The organism is Brevundimonas sp. KH_060 (assembly GCF_057838275.1).
On the sequence record NZ_CM174463.1, the window covers coordinates 396,881 to 420,823 of the forward strand.

31 protein-coding genes are annotated in these 23,943 nt (G+C 69.1%); 21 read left to right on the forward strand and 10 right to left on the reverse strand.

Annotated elements, in window-relative coordinates; translation table 11 throughout:
• The first annotated feature begins 173 nt into the window (after positions 1-173).
• The 6 genes from AC3IPP_RS02030 (at position 174) to AC3IPP_RS02055 (ending at position 4,143) form a co-directional block, all read left to right on the forward strand.
• Positions 174-473 carry a PadR family transcriptional regulator gene (locus AC3IPP_RS02030; RefSeq protein WP_489151025.1) on the forward strand — a complete coding sequence of 100 codons (300 nt, stop codon included), beginning with the start codon at positions 174-176 and terminating at the stop codon, positions 471-473.
• 19 nt (positions 474-492) lie between these two features.
• Complete coding sequence (locus tag AC3IPP_RS02035; protein WP_489150165.1) at positions 493-1,620, forward strand: hypothetical protein; 1,128 nt, start codon at positions 493-495, stop codon at positions 1,618-1,620.
• A gap of 72 nt (positions 1,621-1,692) precedes the next feature.
• The gene (locus AC3IPP_RS02040; protein ID WP_489150166.1) at positions 1,693-2,811 is read left to right on the forward strand and encodes a bifunctional transcriptional activator/DNA repair enzyme AdaA; all 1,119 of its coding nucleotides are present in this window, start codon (positions 1,693-1,695) and stop codon (positions 2,809-2,811) included.
• On the forward strand, positions 2,780-3,343 hold the full coding sequence (locus AC3IPP_RS02045) for a methylated-DNA--[protein]-cysteine S-methyltransferase (protein ID WP_489150167.1): 564 nt from the start codon (positions 2,780-2,782) through the stop codon (positions 3,341-3,343). Before AC3IPP_RS02040 ends, AC3IPP_RS02045 begins: the two co-directional genes overlap by 32 nt.
• A 40-nt stretch (positions 3,344-3,383) precedes the next feature.
• Entirely contained in the window at positions 3,384-3,785 is a 402-nt protein-coding gene (locus AC3IPP_RS02050; protein ID WP_489150168.1) for a host attachment family protein, read from the forward strand.
• A 52-nt stretch (positions 3,786-3,837) separates the two neighbouring features.
• Positions 3,838-4,143, forward strand: a complete 306-nt coding sequence (locus tag AC3IPP_RS02055) for a hypothetical protein (protein WP_489150169.1) — start codon at positions 3,838-3,840, stop codon at positions 4,141-4,143.
• Here AC3IPP_RS02055 and ilvA read toward each other — a convergent pair.
• The gene (gene ilvA / locus AC3IPP_RS02060; RefSeq protein WP_489150170.1) at positions 4,140-5,657 is read right to left on the reverse strand and encodes a threonine ammonia-lyase, biosynthetic; all 1,518 of its coding nucleotides are present in this window, start codon (positions 5,655-5,657) and stop codon (positions 4,140-4,142) included. The two genes, AC3IPP_RS02055 and ilvA, sit on opposite strands and share 4 nt — an antisense overlap.
• Before the next feature lie 173 nt (positions 5,658-5,830).
• Between ilvA and AC3IPP_RS02065 the strand changes: the two genes are divergently transcribed.
• From AC3IPP_RS02065 to nadC, 8 genes are all read left to right on the forward strand, one after another.
• The gene (locus AC3IPP_RS02065; RefSeq protein ID WP_087139910.1) at positions 5,831-6,166 is read left to right on the forward strand and encodes a GIY-YIG nuclease family protein; all 336 of its coding nucleotides are present in this window, start codon (positions 5,831-5,833) and stop codon (positions 6,164-6,166) included.
• Positions 6,167-6,227: 61 nt separating this feature from the next.
• Positions 6,228-6,521, forward strand: coding sequence for a hypothetical protein (locus AC3IPP_RS02070; RefSeq protein WP_489150171.1), 294 nt, complete (start codon positions 6,228-6,230; stop codon positions 6,519-6,521).
• A complete protein-coding gene (locus AC3IPP_RS02075) occupies positions 6,518-6,919 on the forward strand; it encodes a hypothetical protein (RefSeq protein ID WP_489150172.1) in 402 nt (133 codons plus the stop codon). Before AC3IPP_RS02070 ends, AC3IPP_RS02075 begins: the two co-directional genes overlap by 4 nt.
• Positions 6,912-7,121, forward strand: coding sequence for a helix-turn-helix transcriptional regulator (locus tag AC3IPP_RS02080; RefSeq protein WP_489150173.1), 210 nt, complete (start codon positions 6,912-6,914; stop codon positions 7,119-7,121). Before AC3IPP_RS02075 ends, AC3IPP_RS02080 begins: the two co-directional genes overlap by 8 nt.
• 107 nt (positions 7,122-7,228) lie before the next feature.
• Positions 7,229-8,308, forward strand: a complete 1,080-nt coding sequence (gene nadA, locus AC3IPP_RS02085) for a quinolinate synthase NadA (RefSeq protein ID WP_489150174.1) — start codon at positions 7,229-7,231, stop codon at positions 8,306-8,308.
• Positions 8,309-8,468: 160 nt separating this feature from the next.
• Complete coding sequence (locus AC3IPP_RS02090) at positions 8,469-9,311, forward strand: metalloprotease (protein WP_489150175.1); 843 nt, start codon at positions 8,469-8,471, stop codon at positions 9,309-9,311.
• 4 nt (positions 9,312-9,315) lie between these two features.
• Positions 9,316-10,884 carry an L-aspartate oxidase gene (locus tag AC3IPP_RS02095; RefSeq protein ID WP_489150176.1) on the forward strand — a complete coding sequence of 523 codons (1,569 nt, stop codon included), beginning with the start codon at positions 9,316-9,318 and terminating at the stop codon, positions 10,882-10,884.
• Complete coding sequence (gene nadC, locus AC3IPP_RS02100) at positions 10,885-11,760, forward strand: carboxylating nicotinate-nucleotide diphosphorylase (RefSeq protein ID WP_087139921.1); 876 nt, start codon at positions 10,885-10,887, stop codon at positions 11,758-11,760. It abuts the gene before it with no gap.
• Positions 11,761-11,820: 60 nt separating this feature from the next.
• Here the strand turns inward: nadC and AC3IPP_RS02105 are convergent, their stop codons facing one another.
• The gene (locus AC3IPP_RS02105; RefSeq protein ID WP_087139923.1) at positions 11,821-12,909 is read right to left on the reverse strand and encodes a cell wall hydrolase; all 1,089 of its coding nucleotides are present in this window, start codon (positions 12,907-12,909) and stop codon (positions 11,821-11,823) included.
• Positions 12,910-13,365: 456 nt separating this feature from the next.
• Here AC3IPP_RS02105 and AC3IPP_RS02110 point away from each other — a divergent pair, with 456 nt between their 5' ends.
• From AC3IPP_RS02110 to AC3IPP_RS02125, 4 genes are all read left to right on the forward strand, one after another.
• On the forward strand, positions 13,366-13,563 hold the full coding sequence (locus AC3IPP_RS02110) for a hypothetical protein (RefSeq protein ID WP_125900540.1): 198 nt from the start codon (positions 13,366-13,368) through the stop codon (positions 13,561-13,563).
• Positions 13,564-13,801: 238 nt separating this feature from the next.
• Positions 13,802-14,164 (forward strand): DUF6481 family protein, encoded by a 363-nt coding sequence (locus tag AC3IPP_RS02115; protein WP_087139926.1) that lies wholly within the window; start codon positions 13,802-13,804, stop codon positions 14,162-14,164.
• A 168-nt stretch (positions 14,165-14,332) separates the two neighbouring features.
• Complete coding sequence (locus AC3IPP_RS02120) at positions 14,333-14,809, forward strand: Dps family protein (RefSeq protein WP_313577247.1); 477 nt, start codon at positions 14,333-14,335, stop codon at positions 14,807-14,809.
• 73 nt (positions 14,810-14,882) lie between these two features.
• Entirely contained in the window at positions 14,883-16,130 is a 1,248-nt protein-coding gene (locus AC3IPP_RS02125; RefSeq protein ID WP_489150178.1) for a cell wall hydrolase, read from the forward strand.
• Positions 16,131-16,141: 11 nt separating this feature from the next.
• Here the strand turns inward: AC3IPP_RS02125 and AC3IPP_RS02130 are convergent, their stop codons facing one another.
• Positions 16,142-16,393 carry a helix-turn-helix domain-containing protein gene (locus AC3IPP_RS02130; RefSeq protein ID WP_087139927.1) on the reverse strand — a complete coding sequence of 84 codons (252 nt, stop codon included), beginning with the start codon at positions 16,391-16,393 and terminating at the stop codon, positions 16,142-16,144.
• A complete protein-coding gene (locus tag AC3IPP_RS02135; RefSeq protein ID WP_489150179.1) occupies positions 16,393-16,995 on the reverse strand; it encodes a DUF2975 domain-containing protein in 603 nt (200 codons plus the stop codon). The genes AC3IPP_RS02130 and AC3IPP_RS02135 overlap by 1 nt, the downstream gene beginning before the upstream one ends.
• A gap of 81 nt (positions 16,996-17,076) precedes the next feature.
• On the opposite strand from AC3IPP_RS02135, the gene AC3IPP_RS02140 reads away from it, so the two are divergent.
• Complete coding sequence (locus tag AC3IPP_RS02140; protein WP_489150180.1) at positions 17,077-18,033, forward strand: MBL fold metallo-hydrolase; 957 nt, start codon at positions 17,077-17,079, stop codon at positions 18,031-18,033.
• 6 nt (positions 18,034-18,039) lie between these two features.
• Here AC3IPP_RS02140 and AC3IPP_RS02145 read toward each other — a convergent pair whose 3' ends face one another.
• Entirely contained in the window at positions 18,040-18,822 is a 783-nt protein-coding gene (locus AC3IPP_RS02145) for a hypothetical protein (RefSeq protein ID WP_489150181.1), read from the reverse strand.
• 28 nt (positions 18,823-18,850) lie between these two features.
• On the reverse strand, positions 18,851-19,870 hold the full coding sequence (trxB, locus tag AC3IPP_RS02150; RefSeq protein ID WP_489150182.1) for a thioredoxin-disulfide reductase: 1,020 nt from the start codon (positions 19,868-19,870) through the stop codon (positions 18,851-18,853).
• Between the two features lie 79 nt (positions 19,871-19,949).
• On the opposite strand from trxB, the gene AC3IPP_RS02155 reads away from it, so the two are divergent.
• Together AC3IPP_RS02155 and AC3IPP_RS02160 are read left to right on the forward strand one after the other, a co-directional pair.
• Positions 19,950-21,455 carry a TIGR00341 family protein gene (locus tag AC3IPP_RS02155; protein WP_489150183.1) on the forward strand — a complete coding sequence of 502 codons (1,506 nt, stop codon included), beginning with the start codon at positions 19,950-19,952 and terminating at the stop codon, positions 21,453-21,455.
• 27 nt (positions 21,456-21,482) lie between these two features.
• A complete protein-coding gene (locus AC3IPP_RS02160) occupies positions 21,483-21,749 on the forward strand; it encodes a glycine zipper domain-containing protein (RefSeq protein ID WP_489150184.1) in 267 nt (88 codons plus the stop codon).
• Here AC3IPP_RS02160 and AC3IPP_RS02165 read toward each other — a convergent pair.
• From AC3IPP_RS02165 to AC3IPP_RS02180, 4 genes are all read right to left on the reverse strand, one after another.
• Positions 21,746-22,774 (reverse strand): mitochondrial fission ELM1 family protein, encoded by a 1,029-nt coding sequence (locus AC3IPP_RS02165; RefSeq protein ID WP_489150185.1) that lies wholly within the window; start codon positions 22,772-22,774, stop codon positions 21,746-21,748. The two genes, AC3IPP_RS02160 and AC3IPP_RS02165, sit on opposite strands and share 4 nt — an antisense overlap.
• Positions 22,765-23,238, reverse strand: coding sequence for a transcription elongation factor GreA (gene greA, locus AC3IPP_RS02170; protein ID WP_087139933.1), 474 nt, complete (start codon positions 23,236-23,238; stop codon positions 22,765-22,767). Before greA ends, AC3IPP_RS02165 begins: the two co-directional genes overlap by 10 nt.
• Before the next feature lie 178 nt (positions 23,239-23,416).
• Positions 23,417-23,629: a hypothetical protein gene (locus AC3IPP_RS02175; protein ID WP_087139934.1), complete on the reverse strand. Its 213-nt coding sequence runs from the start codon at positions 23,627-23,629 to the stop codon at positions 23,417-23,419.
• 54 nt (positions 23,630-23,683) lie between these two features.
• The gene (locus AC3IPP_RS02180; RefSeq protein WP_087139935.1) at positions 23,684-23,899 is read right to left on the reverse strand and encodes a cysteine protease; all 216 of its coding nucleotides are present in this window, start codon (positions 23,897-23,899) and stop codon (positions 23,684-23,686) included.
• Positions 23,900-23,943: the final 44 nt, after the last annotated feature.

Here is a 23,943-nt window from a genome sequence, read left to right on the forward strand (position 1 = left end):
CTGAGACGATCTGCCTTAACCGGCGACCTGCGCCCGCGCTGCGCCCAGCGCCGCCGCCCACCAGGCGAGCGAAGATCGTTGACAGTGTCGTACAGTATGTCGCATATACTGTGTACCATACACTATGTGGCGACGAGTGAGGCGGCGACGTGGACCGGGAACTGTTCGAGACGATGCGGCTGGAGCTGCGGCGCGGGACGCTGGTCCTGGCGGTGCTCGCCTGTCTGCGGACCGAACGCTACGGCTACACCCTGCGGCAGGCGCTGGCGGCGGACGGGCTGGAGATGGAGGAATCCACCCTTTACCCCCTGCTGCGGCGGCTGGAGGGGCAGGGGCTGCTGACCAGCGAATGGCGCGAGGAGGAGAAGCGCAAGAAGCGTTTCTATGTCCTGTCGCCGGGGGGCGAGGCCATGCTGGCCGCCCTGACCGAGGAATGGCGCGGCATCAACGCCTCGCTGGAACGACTGCTTTGAAGGGACGGGAGAGGGCGCGATGGACATCATCGAACGCTATCTGGAGGCCGTGGCGGCGCAACTGCCGACCGAGGACCGCGAGGACATCGTCGCCGAACTGCGCGACCTGATCCTGAGCCGGGTCGAGGCGCGCGAGGAGGAGCTGGGCCGGGCGCTGACGGACGAGGAGAAGGAGGCGATCCTGCACGAGATCGGCCATCCCCTGATCGTCGCCGCCCGCTATCGCAAGGGGCCGGACAGCCTGATCGGGCCGGAGCTGTTTCCCTATTGGCTGTTCGGGGCCAAGGCGGGGCTGATCGTTATTGCGGCGGTGCAGGTGCTGGGGCTGCTGATCAGCGTGCTGGGCGCTCCGGCCGATTTCGGGCGGGCGATCAGTCAGGCCTTCCACGGCTTCTTCTCCGGGTCTCTGACCTTGCTGGGGGCGCTGACCCTGGCCGGGGCGATCATGGAGCATTACGACATCAAGCCGACCTGGCTGACGACGTGGCGGGTGCGCGACCTGTCGGCCTTTGGCCTAGCCGACCCGGCCAAGTGGGGCGCGTCGATGGCCGGAACCGACAAGGCCAAGGCCGAATGGCTGCCGAAAGGCGCGCGCGTCTGGGGCGTGACAGTCAACGACAAGCCGGGACTGGAGGCGCTGGCCTCGCTGATCGTCGGCGGCGTTTTCGTGATGTGGTGGATCGGGGTGATCCGCTTTCCAGGCCTGGGCGAGTTCTCCTTGAGGAGCGGCGCGGTGGGGATCGAGGCGGCGCCGGTGTGGGCGGCTCTCTACGGCCCCATCCTGGCCCTGGCCGTCGGCGGCATGGCGGTGGATGCGGTCAGCCTGATCCGAGGACGCGAGGGGCGGCTGACCTGGCTGCTGAAGATCCCGTTGGCGGGGGCGGCGCTGTGGGTGCTGTGGCGGCTGTTCGATGCGGGCTGGTGGTTCACCCTGACCCAGGGCGCGGCGAGCGCCCGCGTCGAGGGCGGGGCGACGAACATCAATCTGGACGCCCTGCGCGCGGTGAATGAGGCGAGCCGCGACCTGGACGGCACGGCCCTGACTCTGGGTACGGTGCTGACCTGGGTGTTCGCGGTGATGGCGATCAGCTTCGTCGTCAATATCGCGACCTATGTCTGGCGGATCGCGACGACGCGCGAGGGGTGATCTGCCGGGCTGCGGCGCCGTCATGTCCGAAAACCGCGAGACAGGGCGGCGCGGCGGGCGCATGTTGCGGGCATGGAAAACGCCCGCGACATGCTGGATCAGGAGGCCTGCTACCGGGCCGTCCTGACGCGCGACCCGCGCTTCGACGGGCGCTTCTTCACCTGTGTGAAGTCCACCGGAATCTATTGCCGCCCGGTCTGTCCGGCGCGGACGCCCAAGCGTGAGAACATGCGCTTCGTCGCCAGCGCGGCGGCGGCTGAGGAGGGCGGCTTCCGCGCCTGCCTGCGCTGTCGGCCGGAAACAGCGCCCGACATGGGGGCGTGGCGCGGCACCTCCAACACCGTCAGCCGGGCGCTGAACCTGATCGAGGCGGGGGCGCTGGATGAGGGCGACGTCGACGCCCTGGCCGCGCGGCTGGGGGTGGGCGAGCGGCATCTGCGCCGCCTGTTCCGCCAGCATCTGGGCGCCGCCCCGGTCAGCGTGGCCCAGACGCGCCGCGTCCTGCTGGCCAAGGCCCTGATCCACCAGACCGATCTACCGATGGCCGAGGTCGCCATGGCGTCCGGCTTCGGCAGCGTACGCCGCTTCAACGAGACGTTTCAGGCGCTATACGGGCGACCGCCGTCGGCGCTGAGGGCGCGGGCGGAGCGGCCGTGGGACGGCGGGGTGCGGCTGAGTCTGCCCTATCGTCCGCCCTATGAGGCCGAGGCCATGCTGGCCGCCTTGAAGGCGAACGGCGAGGCGGTCGAGGGCGGGGTTTGGCGTCGTGTTTTGATCCCCGCGACGGACGGGGCGACGGGCGAGGTCTCGGCCCGGTTCGAGGCGGGAGGTCGGCTGGCGGTCACGGCGGCGCTGGATGATCTGAAGGCCCTGCCGGGGGTGCTGGCGCGGGTGCGGCGACTGTTCGACCTGTCGGCCGACCCTGAGGCGATCCGGCGTGATCTGTCCGCAGACCCCATGCTGGCGCCGCTGGTGAAGGCGCGGCCAGGTCTGCGTCTGCCGGGCGTCTGGACGGATGAGGCGGCCGACATGGCCAGCGACCGGCTTGAGGACGAACGGCTGGCGGGGCGGGCCGAACGATGGAGGCCCTGGCGGGCCTATGGCGTGCTGCACCTGCGCGAGGCGGGGATCGACAGCGCGCAAATCATGGAGAACGACGATGAAAAAGACGCAGCCAAAAACGCAGCCTGAGGCCTTCACCCTGGACCGTATCGCCACGCCGGTGGGCGAGGTGCTGCTGGTCGTGGACGCGGCCGGCGCCGTGCGCGCCTTCGACTTCACCGACTATGAGGCGCGGATGATGAAGCTGCTGGCCCGCCACTATGGAGAGGTTCGGCTGACGCTGGGACGCGCGCCGGAGGTCGTGCGGAACGCCATCGCCGCCTATTTCGACGGCGACCTGGCGGCGCTGGACGGCATTCCGGTGAAGACCGGCGGCACGGACTTCCAGCGCGCCGTCTGGGCGGCGCTGCGGACCATTCCGGCGGGCCGGACGTGGAGCTATGGCCAACTGGCCCACGCCATCGGCAAGCCCGCTGCCGTGCGCGCCGTGGGTTTGGCCAATGGGGCCAATCCGATCGGCGTCATCGTGCCCTGTCACCGCGTCGTCGGCGCCAATGGAACCCTGACCGGCTATGCGGGCGGGCTGGAGCGCAAACGGTGGCTGCTGGCGCACGAAGCGTCGCAGGAGGGAACGGTGCAAGGGGCGTTTGCGCTAGACTGACAGCGCCCTCCCTTTCGGCGCTCATTTCTGGAGTCTGATGATGAACCTGCCCAACGGGGCCCTGGTCGCCGTCGCCGACGGCGAGAAGCTGAGCCTGTTCCGCAACACCGGCCACAACCTCGACATCCAGCTCAAGCCGATGGCGACGCCCGAGATCCCCGAACGCCTGTCCGGCGCGCCGGGCCGCCGATCCAGCGACGCCAACCCCGACAACGACACCCAGGCCGAGGACGGCTTCGCCATGGGGGTGGCCGAGGCGCTGAACCACATGGCCCTGACCAACAAGATCGAGGCCCTGGCCGTGGTCGCCGCGCCCAAGACCCTGGGCCAGTTGCGCAAGCATTGGCACAAGGCGTTGGAGGAACGTCTGGTCGGCGAGATTCCCAAGGATCTGACGGCGCGTTCGGTCGAAGAGATCGCCGAAGCGATCAGCCGGGCGTAAAGCCCGCGCGGCGGCGTTGACATTGGCCAACGGGGCTTCTCTGGTTCCGGCCATGACGACGCTGCGGCGCAAGGCCCTGATCGATTCCCTCTGGTATGTGGTCCCGCTGGCGATCGGCGTCCTGCTGAACGGCGTGGTGCGGCCGATCATGGCGGAGCGCCTCGGCGGCGAGATGATCCGGCGGGGCGCCAGCGTTCGAGGATCGGACACCTGGTGGACGTTCGACGCCGCCACACGCGCCCAGCATCCATGGCAGACCGGCTTTCTGGAGATGTCGCACGGGGCGGTGGCCCTCGTGACGCTGGCGGTGATCGCCGTCGTGTTCGTCTGGCGCTGTTTCGCCCGGCGGCGAGGCTAGGTCGATCCGTCCAGGAACAGGCGGCAAGCCGGGTTGTCGGTCTCGTCGACGTAGGGGTAGCCCAGTTCGTCCAGCGCTGAGGCCAAAGCCGCCTGCTGATGCGGCGGGACGCTGACGCCCGCCAGCACCCGGCCCGCATCGTCGCCGTGGTTGCGGTAATGGAACAGCGTCAGCGCCCAGGCGGGCTGAAGGCTGTTGAGGAAGCGCAGGAAGGCGCCGGGCCGCTCAGGGAACTCAAAGCGCAGCAGCCGCTCGTGCGGCAGGCCGATGGTGCGCCCGCCGACCATGTGGCGGACGTGCAGCTTGGCCGTTTCATTGTCGCTCATGTCCACGACGGAATAGCCGTCGGCGGTCAGGCGGCTGATGAGATTTTCGCGCTCGGCGGCGCCGTCGCGCAGGGCCACGCCGACGAAGATCTGTGCCGTGCCGTCGCCGGACCAGCGGTAGTTGAATTCCGTGATCGAGCGGCCGTCCAGGCTGCGCAGGAAGCGGTGATAGTCGTCGCGCCGGTCGGGCATGGAGACGGCGAACAGGGCCTCGGCGCCCTCGCCGATCTCGGCCCGTTCGGCGACGTGGCGCAGGCGATCGAAATTGACGTTGGCGCCCGAGTTGATCGCGACCAGCGCCCCCGATCCCGGATTGCGCGCGGCCCAGGCTTTCAGCCCGGCCAGGGCGACGGCGCCTGACGGTTCGGCCACGGCGCGCACGTCGTCGAAGATGTCCTTCACCGCGGCGCAGATGGCGTCGGCGTCGACCAGCACGATCTCGTTCAGCAGGTCGCGGCACAGGCGGAAGGTCTCGTCGCCCGCGCGACGCACGGCCACACCGTCGGCGAACAGGCCGACCTGATCCAGGTCGACCACGCGCCCGGCGTCGATGGCGCTCTTCATCGTCGGGGCCTCGGCGGGCTCGACGCCGATCAGGCGCGTCTCGGGCCGCAGGAAGCGGATGATGGCCGCTACGCCCGCCGCCAACCCGCCGCCGCCGATGGGGATGAAGATGGCGTCGATCGGATCGGGGTGCTGGCGCAGGATCTCCAGCCCGACCGTGCCTTGCCCGGCGATGACGTCGGGGTCGTCGAACGGATGGACGAAGGCGGCGCCGGTTTCCTTCTCCAGCGCGCGGGCGTGGGCGTAGGCGTCGTCGAAGCTCTCGCCGTGCAGCACGACCTGACCGCCCAGCCCCCGAACCGCCGCCACCTTGATGCCCGGCGTGGTGGTCGGCATGACGATGGTCGCCGCCGCCCCGCGCTTGGCCGCCGCCAGCGCCACCCCCTGCGCGTGATTGCCCGCCGAGGCGCAGATGACGCCGCGCGCCAGCTCGGCCTGGCTGAGGGCCGCGATCTTGTTGTAGGCGCCGCGGATCTTGAACGAGAAGACCGGCTGCAGATCCTCGCGCTTCAGCAGGGCGGGCCGCCCGATCCGCGCCGACAGCCGTTGCAGCGGGTCGAGCGGGGTCTCCTCGGCCACGTCATAGACGCGCGCGGTCAGGATGCGGCGGACGGTGTCTTGCACGATTATATCTCTGGTCGACCTATAGCCGGGATCGAATGACCTATCGTCTAGGTCGGATTGCGCATGAAGAGCAACAGATTGCCTGTTGCGGTGCAGCGGCGTGCGTCGCGTGTTGTTTATTTACCCGGATAAAATAATAGCCTATATCATCCGGGTAAATATGGAGTCCTCTCATGCATCTGACCGAACGAAAGGCGCTGGTCGCCGCCTATAAGGAGCGCCCCGTCATCGCCGGGGTGTTTGCCGTCATCTGTTCCGCTACGGGCCGCACCTGGGTGGGGCAGAGCCGCCATATCGACACCCAGCAGAACGGCATGTGGTTCTCGCTGAAGACCGGCGGCAGCCCGTTCGCCTCGCTGCAGGCGGAATGGAAGGCGCACGGCTCCGACTGCTTCCGCTTCGAGCAACTGGACCGCCTGTCGCCCGATCTGTCGGACATGGCCCGCAAGGACGAGCTGAAGAAACGCGCGGCGCTGTGGACGGCGCGGCTAGGGGCTGAGGCGCTGTAGATCGCGCTTGCGATGTAACCCGTAGGTGATATGTAACCTGTAGGTATCACGGGAGACTCCGATGGACGACGATCTGCAGCGGGCGAAGGCGAACGAGCGGCGGCGGGTAAGCCGGTTGCAGATGGTTGCGGCGCTGGGCGGACTGGGTGTGACCGCGGGCGTGCTGGGCGTTGGCATTGCGAAGAACAGCGAAGGCTGGATGGCGGTCGTCGGAGTTGTGCTGGCCTTTGTGGGCCTGGGCGTCGTCATGCCTCCTTTCCTCTGGCGGGTCGTTTTTTGCCCGACGGCGACACCATCCGTGTCGAGAACGCCAGAGGCGGATACCGCGATAGCGTTCAAAAGAAGCGGGCTGTGACGATGGCGATTATGCCGCTCACGTCGCTCTATCTTGTCCTTCAGGGCACGATCTCGGCGTGGGCGATTGCTGGAGGTCAGGTGAACACACAGCACTGGGTTATGGTAGGGCTGTCGCCGATGGTTTCAGCGGTGCTGCTGATGATGGTCGCCGGTCTGGACAATCCCGGCGACAAGAAGATGAAGCGGTTGCTGGAGGACGAACTGACGCTGTCGTTCCGGCGTAGCGCTCTGAACGCAGCCCTCGGCATCGCCATGATTGGCCTTTTGCTCGTCTTCGCCCTCGGCCTGTGGAAGCCGCAGGCGGCGGTGGCGGCCATGCCGGGGCTGATGTTCGTCACCGCCTCGGCGGCGGGGCTGCGTTACTGGCAACTGGATCGGCGGGCCTCCGGTGGCTGATCCGCGTCTGGTCGTGAAGCTGAAGGCCGTGCGCACGGCGGCGGTCCTGACGCAGCAGGAACTGGCCGACCGGGCCGGGCTGTCGCGCAAGACGGTGAACACGGTGGAGAACGAGGTCTTCACCCCGTCCGTCCTTGTGGCCCTGATGCTGGCGCAGGCGCTGGGCGTGCCGCTGGACGCCCTGTTCACCCTCGAGGACTGAGGCGATTTCCCTTGCGCCGTGTGCGGAACGGCCTACATTGCGCCTGCTTATGCTAAGTTTGAGCATAAGTCGGGGCCGCGCAGACGGTCGTTGAGGGAGTAGGGACGATGGCGGACGGCGCTTTCGGTCTGTCGAAGGAACTGGCGGAGGAAACCGCCCCGGTGTGGGACAAGGTCAAGGACCACGTCACGCCGCTGGAATGGCCCGAACAGGCGCGGCTGATCAGCGAGATCAACCGGCTGAAGCGCGAGCGCGACGCGGTCATCCTGGCCCACAACTATATGACGCCCGAGATCTTTCACGGCGTGGGCGACTATGTCGGCGACAGCCTGGGGCTGGCCAAGGAGGCCGCGCGGTCCAGCGCCAAGGTGATCGTCCAGGCGGGCGTTCACTTCATGGCCGAGACGTCCAAGATCCTGTCGCCGGACAAGACGGTGCTGATCCCCGACCTGCGCGCGGGCTGTTCGCTGGCGTCCTCGATCACCGGGGCGGACGTGCGGCTGATCAAGGAGCGGCATCCGGGCCTGCCGGTCGTCACCTATGTGAACACCACGGCCGATGTGAAGGCCGAGACCGACATCTGCTGCACCAGCGCCAACGCCGTTCAGGTCGTCGAATGGGCGGCGAAGGAGTGGGGCGTCGACAAGGTCATCCTGATCCCCGACGAATATCTGGCGCGCAACGTGGCGGCCCAGACGACGGTGGGCATCATCGCCTGGGCGGGCCACTGCGAGGTGCACAAGCGCTTCACCACGCAGGACATCGCCGATATGCGCGACGCCTGGCCGGACGCCGAGGTTCTGGCCCACCCCGAATGCCCTGAAGAGATCTTGCGCGCCGCCGACTTCGCCGGTTCGACCGCCGCCATGACCGAATATGTCGAACAGCGCCGGCCCAAGCGGGTGGTGCTGATTACCGAATGCTCGATGGCCTCGAACATCAAGGGCGACGTGCCCGAGGTGGAGTTCGTCGGCCCGTGCAACCTGTGCCCGCACATGAAGCGCATCACGCTGGAGAACATCCGCGACTGCCTGCTGCACATGCAGTTCGAGGTGACGGTCCCCGAAGACATGCTGGAGAAGGCGCGCCTGGCGGTGCAGCGGATGATCGACCTGCCGCCGCCGTCGAAGCCGGCGCGTTATGACCTGGTCAAGGCGCGGCATCATGTCGATGTGGAGCTGATCTGATGGCCCTGTCCGCAATCCTTCTCCCCTTGGGGGAGAAGGTGGGGCGTGCAGCGCCTCGGATGAGGGGGCTGTCGGATACGGGCGAGACGGCGAGGGTGTGGCTGGCGTCCCCCTCATCCGTCCGGCTCCGCCGTCCACCTTCTCCCCCGAGGGGAGAAGGATGAGCGTCGAGGGGCCTTGGGGGTCTCGCGACGGCTCGGCGCCTGCGCCTGAGCGTGAGGCGCCCCGCTACAGCGCGCGCCATGAAGCGCTGCAGGAGGACAAGGGGCAGCACCCGGTCTGGGCGGTGGTCTCGACCCTGCTGATGGCGGGGTTCCTGTGGTTCCTGACCGGCAGTTGGGTTGTGGCGGGGGCGGTGCTGTTCGGCCTGTTCGTGCATGAGTACGGCCATGTGCTGGCGATGAACCGTGTCGGCATGGGCCCGGCGCGCATCTACATCATCCCCTTCCTGGGCGGGCTGGCGAAGGGCCAGCGCGAACCGAAGAGCGAATGGCACGGGGTGCTGGTGTCGCTGGCGGGGCCCGCGTTCGGGCTTCTGGCCATGATCCCCTTCGTGGGGGTCGGACTGGCGATGCAGTCGCAGGAATGGCTGATGGGCGCTTTCTTCATCGCCATGATCAATCTGCTGAACCTGCTGCCTGCGCCGCCGCTGGACGGGTCCAAGGCGCTGGGGCCGGTGCTGACGCGGGTGCATCCGCGGCTGGAGCAGGTCGTGCTGCTGCTCATCGGCGGTCTGGCCGTGTGGTGGGGCGTGTCGACGGGGCGGTTCATCCTCGCGGTCTTCCTGGGGCTGGCGGTGTTCGGTCATCTGAAGCGGGGCGTCTGGCGCGCGGCGTGGGGACAGTTGAGCTGGCCCGAGGCGGGACGCAGCCTGGCCCTGTATCTGCTGACGGCGGTGGTCTGCGCGGCGGCGGCGATCGGCGCCCTGCTGCCGCTGACGGGCGGGGCGGTCGAGCCGGCGCTGGAGATGGGTCTGCGCTTCTTCGGCGTGGGAGGCCGTTAGGCGAATGGCGCGCATCTGGCATGACGGGCCTCTGATCATCGGCGGCGGGCTGGCGGGCCTGTCGGCGGCGCTGGAGGCGGCCGGGGCGCTCGGCGCGGAGGGCAGGGTGCTGGTGGTGACGCCTGAGCCGCTGTTGAGCGCCTGTTCCTCGGCGTGGGCGCAGGGCGGCATGGCGGCGGCCCTGTCGCCGCAGGACAGCGCGGCCCTGCACGCGAAGGACACCGAAGGCGCGGGCACGGGTCTGGTCGAGGCTGAGGCGGCGCGCGCGCTGACTGAGCGGGGGCGCGAGACGGTCGAGTGGCTGGCGGCGCTGGGCGCGCCCTTCGACCGCGACGACGACGGCGGCTTCTCCGTCAGTCTGGAGGCGGCGCACAGCCTGCCGCGCGTGGCGCGGGTGGGCGGCGACGGCGCGGGCCGGGCCATCCTGTCGGCCGTGGTCGCCGCCGCGCGGGCGACGAAGGCCATTGAGATCTGGGAAGACGGGCGGCTGCGCGGCCTGATCCGCGACGTCGACGGCCGGGTGCGCGGCGCGGTGATCGAGCGGCGCGGCGGTCGTCTGGACGAGGTGTTCGCGCCCGCCGTGGTGCTGGCGACCGGGGGGATCGGCGGCCTGTTTGAGGCGACGACCAATCCGTCGGCTCTGCGCGGCGAGGGGCTGGCGCTGGCGTATCAGGCCGGGGCTGAGATTCTGGACCCCGAGTTCGTGCAATTTCACCCGACAGCCATCGACGTGGGGCTGGACCCGGCGCCGCTGGCGACCGAGGCCCTGCGCGGCGAGGGGGCGCGGCTGGTCGATGGAAACGGCGCCTTCCTGCTGGGCGACCATCCTGACGCCGATCTGGCGCCGCGGGACATCGTGGCGCGGGCGGTGCACGCGGCGCGTATCGAGGGGCGCGGGGCCTTCCTCGATGCGACCAAGGCGGTGGGCGAGGCCTTTCCGCATGAGTTTCCGGCCGTCTTCGCCGCCTGCATGAGGGCGGGTCTGGACCCGCGCGTGAGCCCGATTCCGGTAGCGGCGGCGGCCCACTATCACATGGGCGGGATCGTTGCGGACGATGAGGGGCGCACGACCGTCCCCGGCCTGTTCGCCATCGGCGAATGCGCGGCGACGGGGGTGCATGGGGCCAACCGGCTGGCGTCCAACTCCCTGTTGGAAGCGGGCGCCTTCGGGCGGCGCGCGGGGCGGGCGGCGGCGGCCGAGGTCCAGCCCGAGCGGCGGCCGCTGGCGGCGGTGCAGGCGATGACGGATTTGCCGCCCGAGGCGCTGGCCGCCTTGCGCGCCGCCATGACGCGCCATGCGGGCGTGGTGCGGGACGAGGCGGGGCTGACGGCGCTGCTGGCCCTGATCGACGATCTGGCGAAGGCGCATCCAGCGGCAGCGTGCCTGACGGCGGCGAGGCTGGTCGCCGAGGGGGCGCTGAACCGACGCGAGAGCCGGGGCGGCCACTATCGCCGCGACTTCCCCGACAGCCTGCACAAGGCGGAGCACACGCGGATGCGCCGGACGGTTGAACCTGCACGCGACGAAGAGGCCGAGGCGGCGACGCTCGCCGCCCTGGCGGCCGTGATCTGAATGACGAAGGACGTATCCGTGACCCGAACCCTGCCGGACCTGCTGATCGAGCCCGTGGTGCGCATGGCGCTGGCCGAGGATCTGGGGCGCACGGGCGATGTGACGGCGCAGGCCTGCATTCCTGAGGACGCCCGCTTCAGCGCCGTCTTCTCGGCGCGTCAGGCCGGGGTGATGGCGGGCGGGGCGGTGGTGCGGATCGCCGTCCATGCGCTTGACCCTCAGGCGAGGGTGACGATCCAAGTCGCCGACGGCGAGGCGTTCGAGGCTGAAACCGTGCTGGTGGCGGTCGAGGCGAACGCCCGCGCCCTGCTGGCGGCGGAACGGACGGCGTTGAACCTTTTGGGCCGGATGTGCGGGATCGCGACCCTGACGCGGACCTATGTGCAGGCGGTCGAGGGGACGAAGGCGCGCATCGCCGACACCCGCAAGACCACGCCGGGGCTACGGGCGCTGGAGAAGCACGCAGTCGCCTGCGGCGGCGGGCTGAACCATCGCTTCGGTCTGGATGACGCCATCCTGATCAAGGACAACCACGTCGCCGTCTGCGGCGGCGCGGGCGAGGCGGTGCGCCGCGCCAAGGCCTTCGCCCCGCATCTGATGAAGGTCGAGGTCGAGGTCGACGGGCTGGATCAGCTGGACGAGGTTCTGCCCGAGCGGCCGGACGTCATCATGCTGGACAACTTCAGCCTGGACGACATGGCCGAGGCGGTGCGGCGCGTGCGCAACAGCACCTTCGGGCCGGTGGTGCTGGAGGCGTCGGGCGGTGTGAACCTGAGCACGCTTGCCGGCATCGCCGCGACCGGCGTCGACGTGATCTCCGTGGGCGCCCTGACCCATTCGGTCGCCCAGCTGGACATCGGACTGGACGCGCGCTGAGCCTGACGCCGACCGCCGCCGTCCTTGGGCTGGTCCCGAGCGTGACGGTCTGTCGGACGATCAGGCTTCGGCGTTGACCGTGGCGGTCGCGGCGGCAGGCTTGGCCGAAGCCGGCGTTGCGGCGACCGCTGCGGGCGTCGTCGCGGCGCGGGGCGCGGCCGGGCGCTCCTCCGTCTTGCCGCCGGACGTCAGGGCCTCGCGCGCCAGGACGGCGGTGTAGGCCACGGCGCCCGAGGCGCTGCGGGCGGTCTCGACCGGATCGAGGCTGGCCTGGATCAGGCGCGGGGCCTGCTCGGCCGGACCCGACGGGCGCGGGTTGTAGGCGAAGGCCTGGTTGGCGCCCGAACGGCCGCCGAAGCGGTAGAACAGGTGGTCGCCGACCTGGTTCACACGCACCAGGCTGTTGCGCCATGACGGCGAGACGGCGGTGGTGTGGAAGTGGGTGGCGTTGCCGACGGCGGCGAACACCTGGCCCGACAGGGCCTTGGTCGCCACTTCGCGGGCGCGGTTCCAGGCGCTGCGATTGACGGCGCCGCGCATGGCGCCGTTGCAGGTGAAGCTGAACTGGCAGCCCGTGCTGCGGTTGGCGCCCTGATAGACGACGCTGCAGACGGTGTTGGGGAAGGCGGGGTGGCGGGCGCGGTTCAGCACCACCTGGGCCACGGCCTTCATGCCGTCGCGGCCTTCGCCGCGCGCTTCATAATAGACGGCCTGCGTCAGGCAATCGAGGTCGCGCGACTGATCCAGAGCGCCGTCGAGGCGGAAAGGACGGGCGGCGGAGACCTTGGTCGCGCCGTTCCCCTGCAGGCTGGCGCGACGCAGGCCGTCCTGACCCTGAAGCTGCTCCAGGCGGGCGGTCAACAGTTCGGACTGGCGATCGCGCTGGGCCGATCCGGCGACGGAATAGGGGTCGTGGCGGTGGGCGATGGTCAGGGCGCTGGCGTCCAGGCCGCCGGCCGCTTCGGCCAGGGCTTCCTGGGTATAGCCGCCGGCGCCGGCGCCTTGCAGGCGTTCCGCCTGGGCGCGCACGGTCGAGGCCTGGGCGGCCAGGCCGCCCAGATAGGCCCCTCCGACTGCGAGGCCGACGACGCCGCCGAACGCCGCCGCTGCCGTCGTGGGGCGCAGGCGGAATGAGCGGGCGGCGTGCATCAGCGCACGCGTCTGCGAGGAGAGAAACAAAGGCGTAGTCCTGTACAACAGGGCGAGGATGCCGCCCCCGTAGATCCCGAACCCCGGCGACAAGGACGCGTCGCGCTTAAGCGGGTCGGGCGAACGCCGACTGAACGCCGGCCCTCGAAGGCGGGCCTTTATCCACCCGATCATGGCCTCAATGTGACTGATTCGCTAGAATTGTAATTTTCGCAGCATAGATGAAATGACTTTCAGTCGTTGTTTCTCGTGTTTTTAATCGTGACGAAATTGCGCCTTAGAGTTTCTTGCGAAGACTGTATTTGTATGTTGTGCGAAGATTGAGAGTGGAGCGGAGTGTGGGTGAATAAGCTATTGAGTGGGGTGCGACATCTTGGATGTCAGAGTCGCGCCATAGATGGGAACCTGCTTGCGACTCTCGCGTTGCAAGCTGTGCTATTTCAAGGAGTTGACCCCATGACCCGCATCGCTTCCCGCCTGGCCGTCCTGGCGCTGGCCGGCGCCGGAGCCCTGGCCCTGTCGGCCTGCGGCCACAGCATTGAACAGAAGGCGGCCACCGGCGCGGTCGCCGGGGCCGTGGTGGCCGGTCCGGTCGGCGCGGCGGTCGGCGGCGCCGCCGGTGCGGCGGTCGGCCACGCCCAGAAGCCGCACTGATCCATCGGCATGGATGCGGCCGCGTCGAGCGGCCGCATTCTGCGTCCTGGCGGCCCCATTGCCGCTAAATCCCATGAAAACGGGCCGTAGAGCTTGATTTCGGCGCGAAATTCGGCTTTGGCCTCGCGCCGGGTCGAGTGCGCCGAGATGCGCCTTCCGACCTGATCTGCGGCCGTCGCTTCGGCGATCGGTCTTTTTCGCCGTCTCCATTCCCTATCAAGGACACCCGCCTCTCAGCATGCGCGACCTCAAGAACACCGGCTTCAACGACCGCCTGTCCGCCCAGAAAGACGCCAAACAAGCCCTGCTGGCCCGGTTCAAGCCGAAGCCGACGGTTCAGGATCCCGAGTTCGAGAAACTGGCCGAAAAGCGCGCCGCCGAGAAGGAGGCGATCCGCCAGCAGCACGAACTGGCCAAGGCCGAGGTGCGCCGCGAGAAGGCCGAGCAGGACGCGATCCGTCTGGCCGCCGAAATGGCCGCTCAGGACGAAGTCGACGCCGCCAAGCGCGCCGCCCGCAAGGAGCGCAAGCAGCTGACCAAGGAAGAGCAGAAGGCGGCCCGCGACGCGCGTTACGCCGCCCGCAAGGCGCGCCAGCGCTAAGCAGGCGTCATGCGCCCCTTCCCGGTCGGGGAGGGGCAACGCTCATGCGGCTGTAGCGTTACAGGGACGAAGATTCCTGCAGCGGCTCGCCGCCCGCCCCTTGGATCGCGGGCGCGACGACCTAACTGCAAGGCTGATCTTCACTCAGCACTGCCAATGGGAGCCGTCATGAACGCCATCGACACCGGTCTTAAGCCCAAGGAACGCGCCGACGTCGCGCGCGAACTGTCCAAGGCTCTGGCCGACAGCTACGCCCTCTATCTGAAGACGCACGGCTATCACTGGAACGTGCGCGGGCCGGAGTTCTTCAGCCTGCACAACCTGCTGGAAGAGCAGTACCGCGAAATCTGGGCCGCGCTGGACGATATCGCAGAGCGTATCCGCGCCCTGGGCGAACTGGCCCCGCAGAGCGGCTCGGCCTTCGCCAACCTGACCTCGATCAAGGACGGCGATCCCGAGAAGGATTCGTCGGAGATGCTCAAGGAGCTGATCAAGGACCACGGCGTGGTCATCGCCACCGCCCGCGCCGCCCTGGACGCCGCCGACGAGGTCGGGGACGAAGCCTCGGTCGACCTGATGACGCAACGCCTGGCCGCCCACGAAAAGGCCGCCTGGATGCTGCGCTCCAGCCTGGGCGACCGTTAAGGCGAAGGGAATGGCCGTTCCTGCCTCACGGAACGGTAATCTTCGCGTCTGAAAAGCGCCGGATTGGGCGGTCATGCAGATCGCTGATTTCCGGCGCCGTCAGACGCCGCTATACGGACATCGCATGAACCTCGGCCGCCTCACGCCGCTGAAGACGACCGGACGCCGGGCCATGGCTGCGGCGCCCGCCGCCATGGCTGTCACCGTGGCGGTCATGGGCGTGGCCATGTCGGCCAGTTCGACCCCCCGGCCCGACATCGACCGCACCGCCGAGGCGGTGGCGCGCGCCACTGGCGGGGACCTGGGCCCGGATGGTCTGGCGGCGGTGACGGCGCGAATGGATGCGGGACAGCTGGCGATCGCCCGGCGGCACGATCCGGTGCTGGGCCTGCCTGAGCTTTACGGCCTGACCCCCGGATGGGAGAGCCTGACCCTGGGCGGCAAGCCCAGCCTGGATCAGGGCGCGGTCGGCGTCGCCGCCCAGCAATTGAACGCCGCCATGCCCAACGCCTTGGGCGCGCTTCAGCCCGCGCGGCCCTTCGTCTTCCGTCCGGCGGACGAGGCGTCGCGCAAGCGCGCCCTGCGCTGCCTGACCCAGGCGGTCTATTACGAGGCGGCGCTGGAGCCGACCGAGGGCCAGGAGGGCGTAGCTCAGGTCGTGCTGAACCGGGTGCGCGATCCCAACTATCCCGCCAGCGTCTGCGGCGTCGTCTATCAGGGCGCTGAGCGGACCACGGGCTGTCAGTTCAGCTTCACCTGCGACGGCTCGCTGGCGCGCGGGTCGGTGCGCTGGGCCTGGGACCGGGCCGAACGGGTCGCGGCGCGCGCCCTGAACGGCTATGTGTCCGAGCGCGTCGGCACGGCCACCCACTACCACGCCGACTACGTCCATCCATGGTGGTCGCCCAGCCTGGCCAAGATCACCCAGGTCGGGGCGCACATCTTCTATCGCTGGAAGGGCGCGGCCGGAGAGACGGCCGCCTTCGTCACCGCCTATTCCGGCCGCGAGCCGTCGATCGACGAGGCCCGCTTCGCCCAGTCGCGCGTCTTGCTGGCCACGGCCGCTGACAGCGTGGAAGCGGCCCTGGACGGCGCCAAATCGGGCGAACTGCGCACGGTCGAGATCGACGGCCAGACCCGTGTCGTCGGCATCGCCAGCCTGGGCGGCCGTCGTCAGGCCGGCAAGGACGAGATCGCCGCCATCAACGAACGGTTGAAGGCTTTCGAGACCGGCGCAGTCCCCAGCGTGACCGTGACCGCGCCGCCGCCTGCGGGCGTTACGCCGATGGCCGTCGAAGAGGTCGGCAAGCCGCAGGGGTGAAGGGCGGGCGATCAGCCCGTGCCGGTCTTGCGAACCGCGTCGTCGTCCGTTTCTGAGGCGTCGGGCGCGTATTCCAGAATGTCGGCCGGGCTGCAGTCCAGATAGCGGCAGATGGCGTCCAGGGTGGCGAAGCGCAGGCCGCGCACCTTGCCCGACTTCAACAGCGACAGGTTGGTCTCGGAAATGCCGATGGCGCGCGCCAGCACGTTCGAGCGCACCTTGCGCCGCGCCATCATCACGTCCAGCCGCACGATGATGGGCATCAGACGAACCGCGAGGCGTCGTCGTGCACCTCGGCGCCCCAGGCCATGACCCGCGCCACCACGAACAGGATCAGTCCCAGCGCCAGGGCCTTGGCGCTATCGATCCTCAGCCAGCCCTCGTCGTCGAAACCCGCCAGCGTCACCAGGACATGGCCGAGCGTCGGAGCCACGGCGTAGGCCATCAGCCACAGGGCGATGCCGCCCATGCAGCGGGCGTTCTCCTGGGTCAGGACGACGCCTGAGCCATAGAGGCGGAATAGTCGTCGCAACCCCCACAGCACCGCCAGGGCGGGGACCATCATCACGCTGGCCGACAGAGCCAGGGCGATCTTCTGAACCCAGGGCAGGGCGCCGACGGTGGTCCAGCCGGGCGGCACGGGCGGGACCGTCGCCTCGATATAGATCTGCATCCCGCCGGGGCGGACCTGAAGCCGGGTTCCGACATAGGTCAGCACGGCCACGACGGCGATCGCCAAGAGGGCGGCGCCCAGCGCGAACAGCACCGTGAACAGCCACTCCAGCGGGCGGCTGAGCCGCCGGATGCGGACGAAGGCGTCAGGCTCCAGCGGAACCGGCGGGGGCAGGGCGACGACGACCGCCATGGGATAACGCTGTTCCAATTCGATTGACGGCTATATTTTTATGTATTTCGATATGAACAACAACTCAACCAAGGATACGACATGTCGCATCAAGGCCAAGGGCGCGGGGCGCCCGTGATCGCGAGTCTGGCTCTGGCGGCCCTGCTGGCCGGTTGCGCCACCCCGGCCAGCCGTCACCCGTTGACGGCCTCCGATCTGGGCGCGGCGTCGCGTGCTTCGGCGCTGGAGGCGAGCCTGGCGCGGCCCGGCGTCGTGACCTTCGAGCGCGTTCGTTTCGCCCAGTGGACGGCGGGACGAGGGGTCTTCATCGACCGCAAGGATCCACGTACGGCGGCCGTTCCCAAGGGCGATGAGGAGGCGACGATCTACGCCTATGTCGTCGATCATCCCCGTTTCGGCCGGGTGATGATCGACAGCGGGGTGTCGGCTGAACTGGGGGATCGACTGAACGGCCTGATGCGCCGGGCGGTGTCCGACCTTGATGTCCGCATCGCGCGCACCACGGCCCAGTGGCTGGACGGCCAGACGCCGCCGCGCGCCGTCTTCCTGACCCATCTGCATTTCGACCATGTGGGCGGGCTGGTCGACCTGCCGGTCACGACGCCGGTCTATGTGGGCGCAGGCGAGGCTCAGGAACGCAGTCGCGTGAACCTGGTGCTGGGCCGCCCGGCGGACGCCGCCCTGCGCGGCTACGGCCCTCTGCGCGAGTGGCGATTCCAGCCGGACCCCGACGGCCGGTTCGCTGGGGTGCTGGACGTTTTCGGCGACGGTTCGATCTGGGCCATCAGCACGCCGGGGCATTCGGCGGGATCGACCGCCTATCTGGTCAATGCAGTGGACGGGCCGAAGCTGGTGGTCGGCGATGCGGTCAGCACCCGCCTGGGTTGGGAGCAGCAGATGCCGCAGCCGGTCGCAGCCGCCGCCCGCGCCGACGCTGAAGCGTCCGCCGAGCGGTTACGCAGCTTCGCGGCCGCGCATCCGACCGTGACGGTCTTCCTGGGCCACCAGTCCCGAACAGGGCAGGCGGAGGCGCGCTGAAGACGGCTAGCGTGCTGGGGGGAAGTAGGCGCCGAACTCGGCGGGCAGATCGATTTGCCCGATGCGGACGTCGCCGTTCGCCTCAACGCCTTCGATCAGAACCCTTACGCCGCCTTGATCAAGTAGGGCCGGACCCGCCGGAATTTCAGGACGGACTGGTGCGAACGCGCCAGGCAGGAGGTTCTTGCGTCGTCCTGCGCCTGTTTCCAGCATGACTTCATACACGCCGGCGCGTCGGTTCCAGATCACGCGAGCCTGTCCTGACATGGCGCGAGGGTCGCGCAAGGCTGAGGGGGCAGGCGTCGAATAGGCGACAGGTTCGCCGGCAATAGGGGCGCGCCCCTGGTAGGCGAGTGGGGTGGGTTCGCGACAGGCGGCCTCGCGCAAAAGGGTGCACCCGCCGCGCAGGGCGAACCACATCTGCTCGAACCGCCCGTCGTCGTCCGCATCACGAAGGCAGCGGATGAAGTGGTTCTGGTCGGTGCAGAAAACGACCTTGCCCGTGCCGGTCAAAGCGGCGAGCCAGAGCGGCTGGTCAGGGGTGATTGTTGTCTCGCCTGGACCAGTCGAAGGGATATCGCGCGCGACGGTTCGTGCTGCGACCCTGGACAGGGTGAAGTCGAACAGATGCCCGGGCTGGTCCGCACCGGACGCGCGGATGGGATGTATGGCGACCGGGAAGATCAGGACGCCCGACCAGCGGGACGGTTCTGCTTCCGGGTTTTGCGCGGTCGCAGGCGACGACAGCGCCAGAAAAAGAGCGATGATCCAAGCTGTTCCCCCTCGCATGCTCGCTCTCTTTCTTGCGCGTTTTCCCTCACCAGGCGCCGATCTTCTCGGCTTCCTTGTGGCTGATGGGGTTCTGGGCGGTCTTGTGGTCTTCTTCGGCGAGGAAGCGGGCGGCTTCCAGCGCGGCCATGCAGCCCATGCCCGCCGCCGTGACAGCCTGGCGGTAGACGTCGTCGGTGACGTCGCCGGCGGCCCAGACGCCCTCGATGGCGGTCGCGGCCGTGCCCGGCTTGACCCGCAGGTAGCCGCCGGAGTTGGTCTCCAACTGGCCCTTGAACAGCTCGGACGAGGGTGCGTGGCCGATGGCGATGAAGACGCCGTCGGCGGGGATTTCGCGGATCTCGCCGGTCTTGACGTTCTTCAGGCGCACGCCGGTGACGTTGCGGGCCACGCCGTCGACGACGCCGACGACTTCCTCGACGGCCACGTCCCAGACGACCTTGATCTTGGGATGGGCGAACAGGCGGTCCTGCAGGATCTTCTCGGCGCGGAACTCGTCGCGGCGGTGAACCACGGTGACGGTCTCGGCGAAGTTGGTCAGGAACAGGGCTTCCTCGACGGCGGTGTTGCCGCCGCCGACCACCACGACCTGCTTGCCGCGATAGAAGAAGCCGTCGCAGGTGGCGCAAGCCGAGACGCCGAAGCCTTGATACTCAGCCTCTGAGTCCAGGCCCAGCCACTTGGCCTGGGCGCCGGTGGAGATGATGACGGTCTCGGCCAGGATTTCAGCGCCCGAGTCCAGCGTCAGGCGGAAGGGGCGTTGGGACAGGTCGGCCTGGGTGACGATGTCGTGGATGACCTCTGTGCCGACGTGCTCGGCCTGGGCCTGCATCTGCTGCATCAGCCAGGGGCCCTGGATGGTCTCGGCGAAGCCGGGATAGTTCTCGACGTCCGTGGTGATGGTCAGCTGGCCGCCGGGCTGCAGGCCGGCGATGATCACGGGGTTCAGCGAGGCGCGGGCGGCGTAGATGGCGGCGGTCCAGCCGGCGGGGCCGGAACCGATGATGGCGACACGGACAGTACGGGCTGGGACTTTGGCTTGGGTCATGGCTCCTATTTAGGCGCTGATTCCCGATTTCGCGACGCCTGTCGTTCCGTCACGTTTCATGGAGCGATATGAAACGGGGATGACCGCCGAAACGCCTGCCGCCGCCCAGACCCGAAACCTGCTGCGCCGCCTGCTGGTCAGCGCTCGACGTGGCGTGGATCACGCCGAGGCCGCACAGGCCGTCTATGAGAACGGCGGGCTCAGCGGCCGCTATCTGATGATGACGGTGATCTCGGCGGCCATCGCGGCCCTGGGCCTGATGCTGTCGTCGCCGGCGGTGGTGATCGGGGCCATGCTGGTGTCGCCGATGATGGGGCCGATCGTGGCCCTGGGCTTCTCCCTGGCCCTGCTGGACTGGAACGAGCTGAAGCAGTCGCTGACGGCGCTGGGCGTCGGGGTGGGGCTGGCCTTGTTCGTGGCGATCCTGCTGACTCTGCTGTCGCCGCTGAAGGAGCCGACGGCCGAGATCCTGGCCCGCACCCGGCCCAACTTCTTCGACCTGCTGATCGCGGTTTTTTCCGGCGTCGCGGGCGCCTATGCGGTGATCCGGCAGCGCGGCGAGACCATCATCGGCGTGGCCATCGCCACCGCCCTGATGCCGCCGGTCGCGACGGTGGGCTTCGGCCTGGGGACCGGCGACCTGAGTATCGCGGGGGGCGCCTTCTTCCTGTTCATGACCAACCTGGTGGCGATCGCCCTGGCGGCGACGGTGACGGCGGGCTTCTACGGCTTCCGGCCGCGCCTGCTGGAGCGGCCCAAGCCGTGGCGCGGGGTGGCGGTCATGGTGGTCTTTGTCCTGCTGGCCGTGCCGCTGGCCCTGTCGCTGCGCAGCATCGCGCTGGAGAGCCGGGCCACGGCCGAGACCCGTGTTGCGGTCGAGGACATCTTCGCCGGCGCCGAGTCGCGCATCACCCTGCTGGACGCCCGCAGCGAGGGGCGCGGCGTGACCGTCTCGACCCTGGTCAGCACGCGCAAGCTGGTGGCCGACGCCCAGGCGCGCCTGCAGGAGCGGCTGACGGCGGCGCTGCATGTGCCGGTATCGGCGACGCTGGACCAGATCGTCGTGGCCGATCCTCAGGCGGCGGCCCGCGCCGTCCAGACCAGCCAGACGGCGGCTCCCGATCCGGCGGCGGCCCTGCGCAACCGCCTGGCCGAGGCCGTGCCCTTCGCCACCGACGCGGTGATGACGGACGCCGAGGGGCGGCGCGCCATCGTCCTGTTGCGGCCCGACGCCGGGCTGGACCTGGACAGCGCCTATGCTCTGGAAGCCGCCCTGCGGGCGCGGTTCGACGGGGTGGACGTGTGGGTGACGCCGCCGGTGCAGGAGCCGAAGGCAGTCGATCTGGGCGACGCCGAGGCGCGCGTCCGCATGGTCTGGGCGCTGGCGCGCTGGCGGGCCGCGCCGGCGGTGAGCCTGTGCCGACCTGCGCCGGGCGTCCCGGCGGCCGAGGGGCGCGAGGCCCAGCCGGACGCCGGACAGGTCTTCTTGTCTGAACTGGCGGCGGCGGGGGTGTCGATCCGCGCCGAGAACGGGCCGGCTTGTCAGCGCGGCGATCAGAATCTGGCCCGGCTGTCACTGGGTTAGGTCGGGATTTCAATGAGGGGAGACGAGATGAAACAGGTGAACAATGCGGTCTGGATGCCGGTCGGCATCGGCGCGGGCATCGCGATCGGCGCCGGGATCGGTGCGGCGACCGACAATCTGGCGATGTGGCTGGCGCTGGGCGTGGCCATCGGTTCGGGTCTGGGCGTGGCCCTGATGGGGCTGAGCGGCGTCAAGCGAGCGGACAAGAAGACTGAAGAGGCTGCGCCGCTGACGGACAGCGTTCCCTGCGTGAACAGCCACCACAGCGACGCGTCTGACGGCGGCGGCGACTAGGCTCGACGCATCGCGGCCAGCACGGCGCGGGCGGCGCGTTCGGTCTCGTTCAGCGGCTCATAGGTCCAGGGCGCCAGCGTCCCGTCGAAGGGGCGGGCGGCGCCGCGGGCCTGAAGGTCGGCGTGCAGGCGCGCGAACTTGCCCGGCGCCTTCTTCGCCACCATCGGCAGGATGTGGACGGGCGTACCGGTCGAGGCGGCTTCGGCGGCCATGTTGGCGCTGTCCTCGGTGACGAGGATGTGGTCGGCGCCGTCCAGCATGGCGAACAGGGGGTTGTCGCCCTCGCCGTCCCAGATCCAGCCGGGCAGGGCCGACAGGCGCTCGGTCATCGCCGCCTTGGCCGCCTCGGGCGTGCGGCGCGAATAGGTCAGCAGCAGGGAGCCGTCCGCAGCCGATACGGCCTCGGCGATCCGCTGGGCCAGGTCGGCGGCGTGGGCGGGCGGCAGGTCGAAGGCGGCGGACGCGCCGCCGACCATCACCGCCACGCGCGGATGGGGCAGGGGGGCGATGCGCGCGGCGAAGGCGGGCGCGGCCGCGGCCAGTTTTTCACGGGTGATGCGGTGCGGGCTGCCGGTGATCGACAGGACGTTGGGGCCGCGGAGGCCGTCATGGGCGGGGGCGACGATCAGGTCGTAACGGTCGTTGCGCCAGCGCGGGTCCTGGGTCTGGACCACGAAGGTCTTGCCGCAGCTCCAGTCGCGCACGCGCGCCGACAACGGCAGGCTGGCGCGGCCGGTGGCGACCCACAGGTCGGGCCATTCGGCGATGCTGCGCGGATCGAACGACCCCGGCGCCAGCATGGCGGGGGTCTTCAGCGCCGACGGCCAGCGGTCGAAGGCGGGGCGCCAGCGGACCGTCTTTACGGCGATCTCGGCCGGCGTCAGGCGGGCGACGGCCTCGGCCAGGCCCAGGGCCTGGTTCTGGATGCCGGTGCGGCCGTCGGACACGACCCAGATGGAAAGAGGGCGCGCGGTTGTGCCGCGCGCCCTGCCTTCAGCCTCGATGTCGGCGGAGCTTACTTCCACTCGACCTTGAGGATCTCATAGGCCTTCACGCCGCCGGGCGTGTTGACCTCGACCACGTCGCCGACCTCTTTCGAGATCAGGGCGCGGGCGATCGGCGAGGCGATGGAGATCTTGCCCAGCTTCACGTCGGCTTCGTGTTCGCCGACGATCTGATAGACGCCCTCTTCCTCGGTGTCCTCGTCTACGAAGGTGACGGTGGCGCCGAACTTGACCTGGTTGCCCGACAGCTTGGACACGTCGATCACCTGGGCGCGCGACAGCTTGTCCTCGATCTCGGCGATCGAGCCTTCGATCCAGCCCTGGCGTTCCTTGGCTGCGTGGTATTCGGCGTTTTCAGACAGATCGCCATGTTCGCGGGCTTCCGCGATGGCGGCGATCACGCTGGGTCGTTCCACCGATTTCAATTGCTTGAGTTGATCGTCGAGGGAGCGATATCCCTCGGCCGTCATCGGCACTTTTTCCATTGTGTCGTGAGTTTCTTGCTACGCCCGAAGACAGGTGAGAGACGTTCCGGTACCGCTGCGGCCACGGGGGCGTTGCGTGACCGGCCAAGGAAGGTAGGGCGCCCGACGCCCAAACTCAAGATGGCGAAACGGCGCCATCTCGCGCGACGCAAGCGCGCAGCCGTGTTTCAGCGCTTTCTTACGGCCCGGAGGGCGGCGCGGGCGGGGACGACGGCCCGCGATCCTTGCTGAATGCACGCCGCAGGGCGGTCCAGGCGATGAAGCCCAGGGCGGCGACGGCCAGAAGCATGAAGACGCCCGATACCACCGCGACGCCCGCGGCGATGAAGGCGATGACGAGACAGACGGCCGCGAACAGGGCGGCGATGACCTGAAGAACGGACAGACGCATGAAGGTGTTAACGCCGACGGCCGGTCGGGGTTTCGTCGTCCGGATACAGTGCGGTCAGCGGCGCCGTCCGCTCCAGCGCTGACGGCGGTGCGGCGCGGCTGAAGCCGTCCGGGCGCGCTGTGCGCCCTGGATCGGCGCGCGGCGGCTCTTCCACAACCGCCAGGCCAGGGTCGCCAGGGCGATCTTGCCTGCATGGCGGGCGGCCAGGCTGCGTCCTCGGCGCGACAGCAGCAGGCCGCCCAGCAAGGTGGAAAGGCGAGACAGGGGCATGGACGGCGTCTCCTCTGGAAGCGGAACCTGCCTGAGGAACGGTC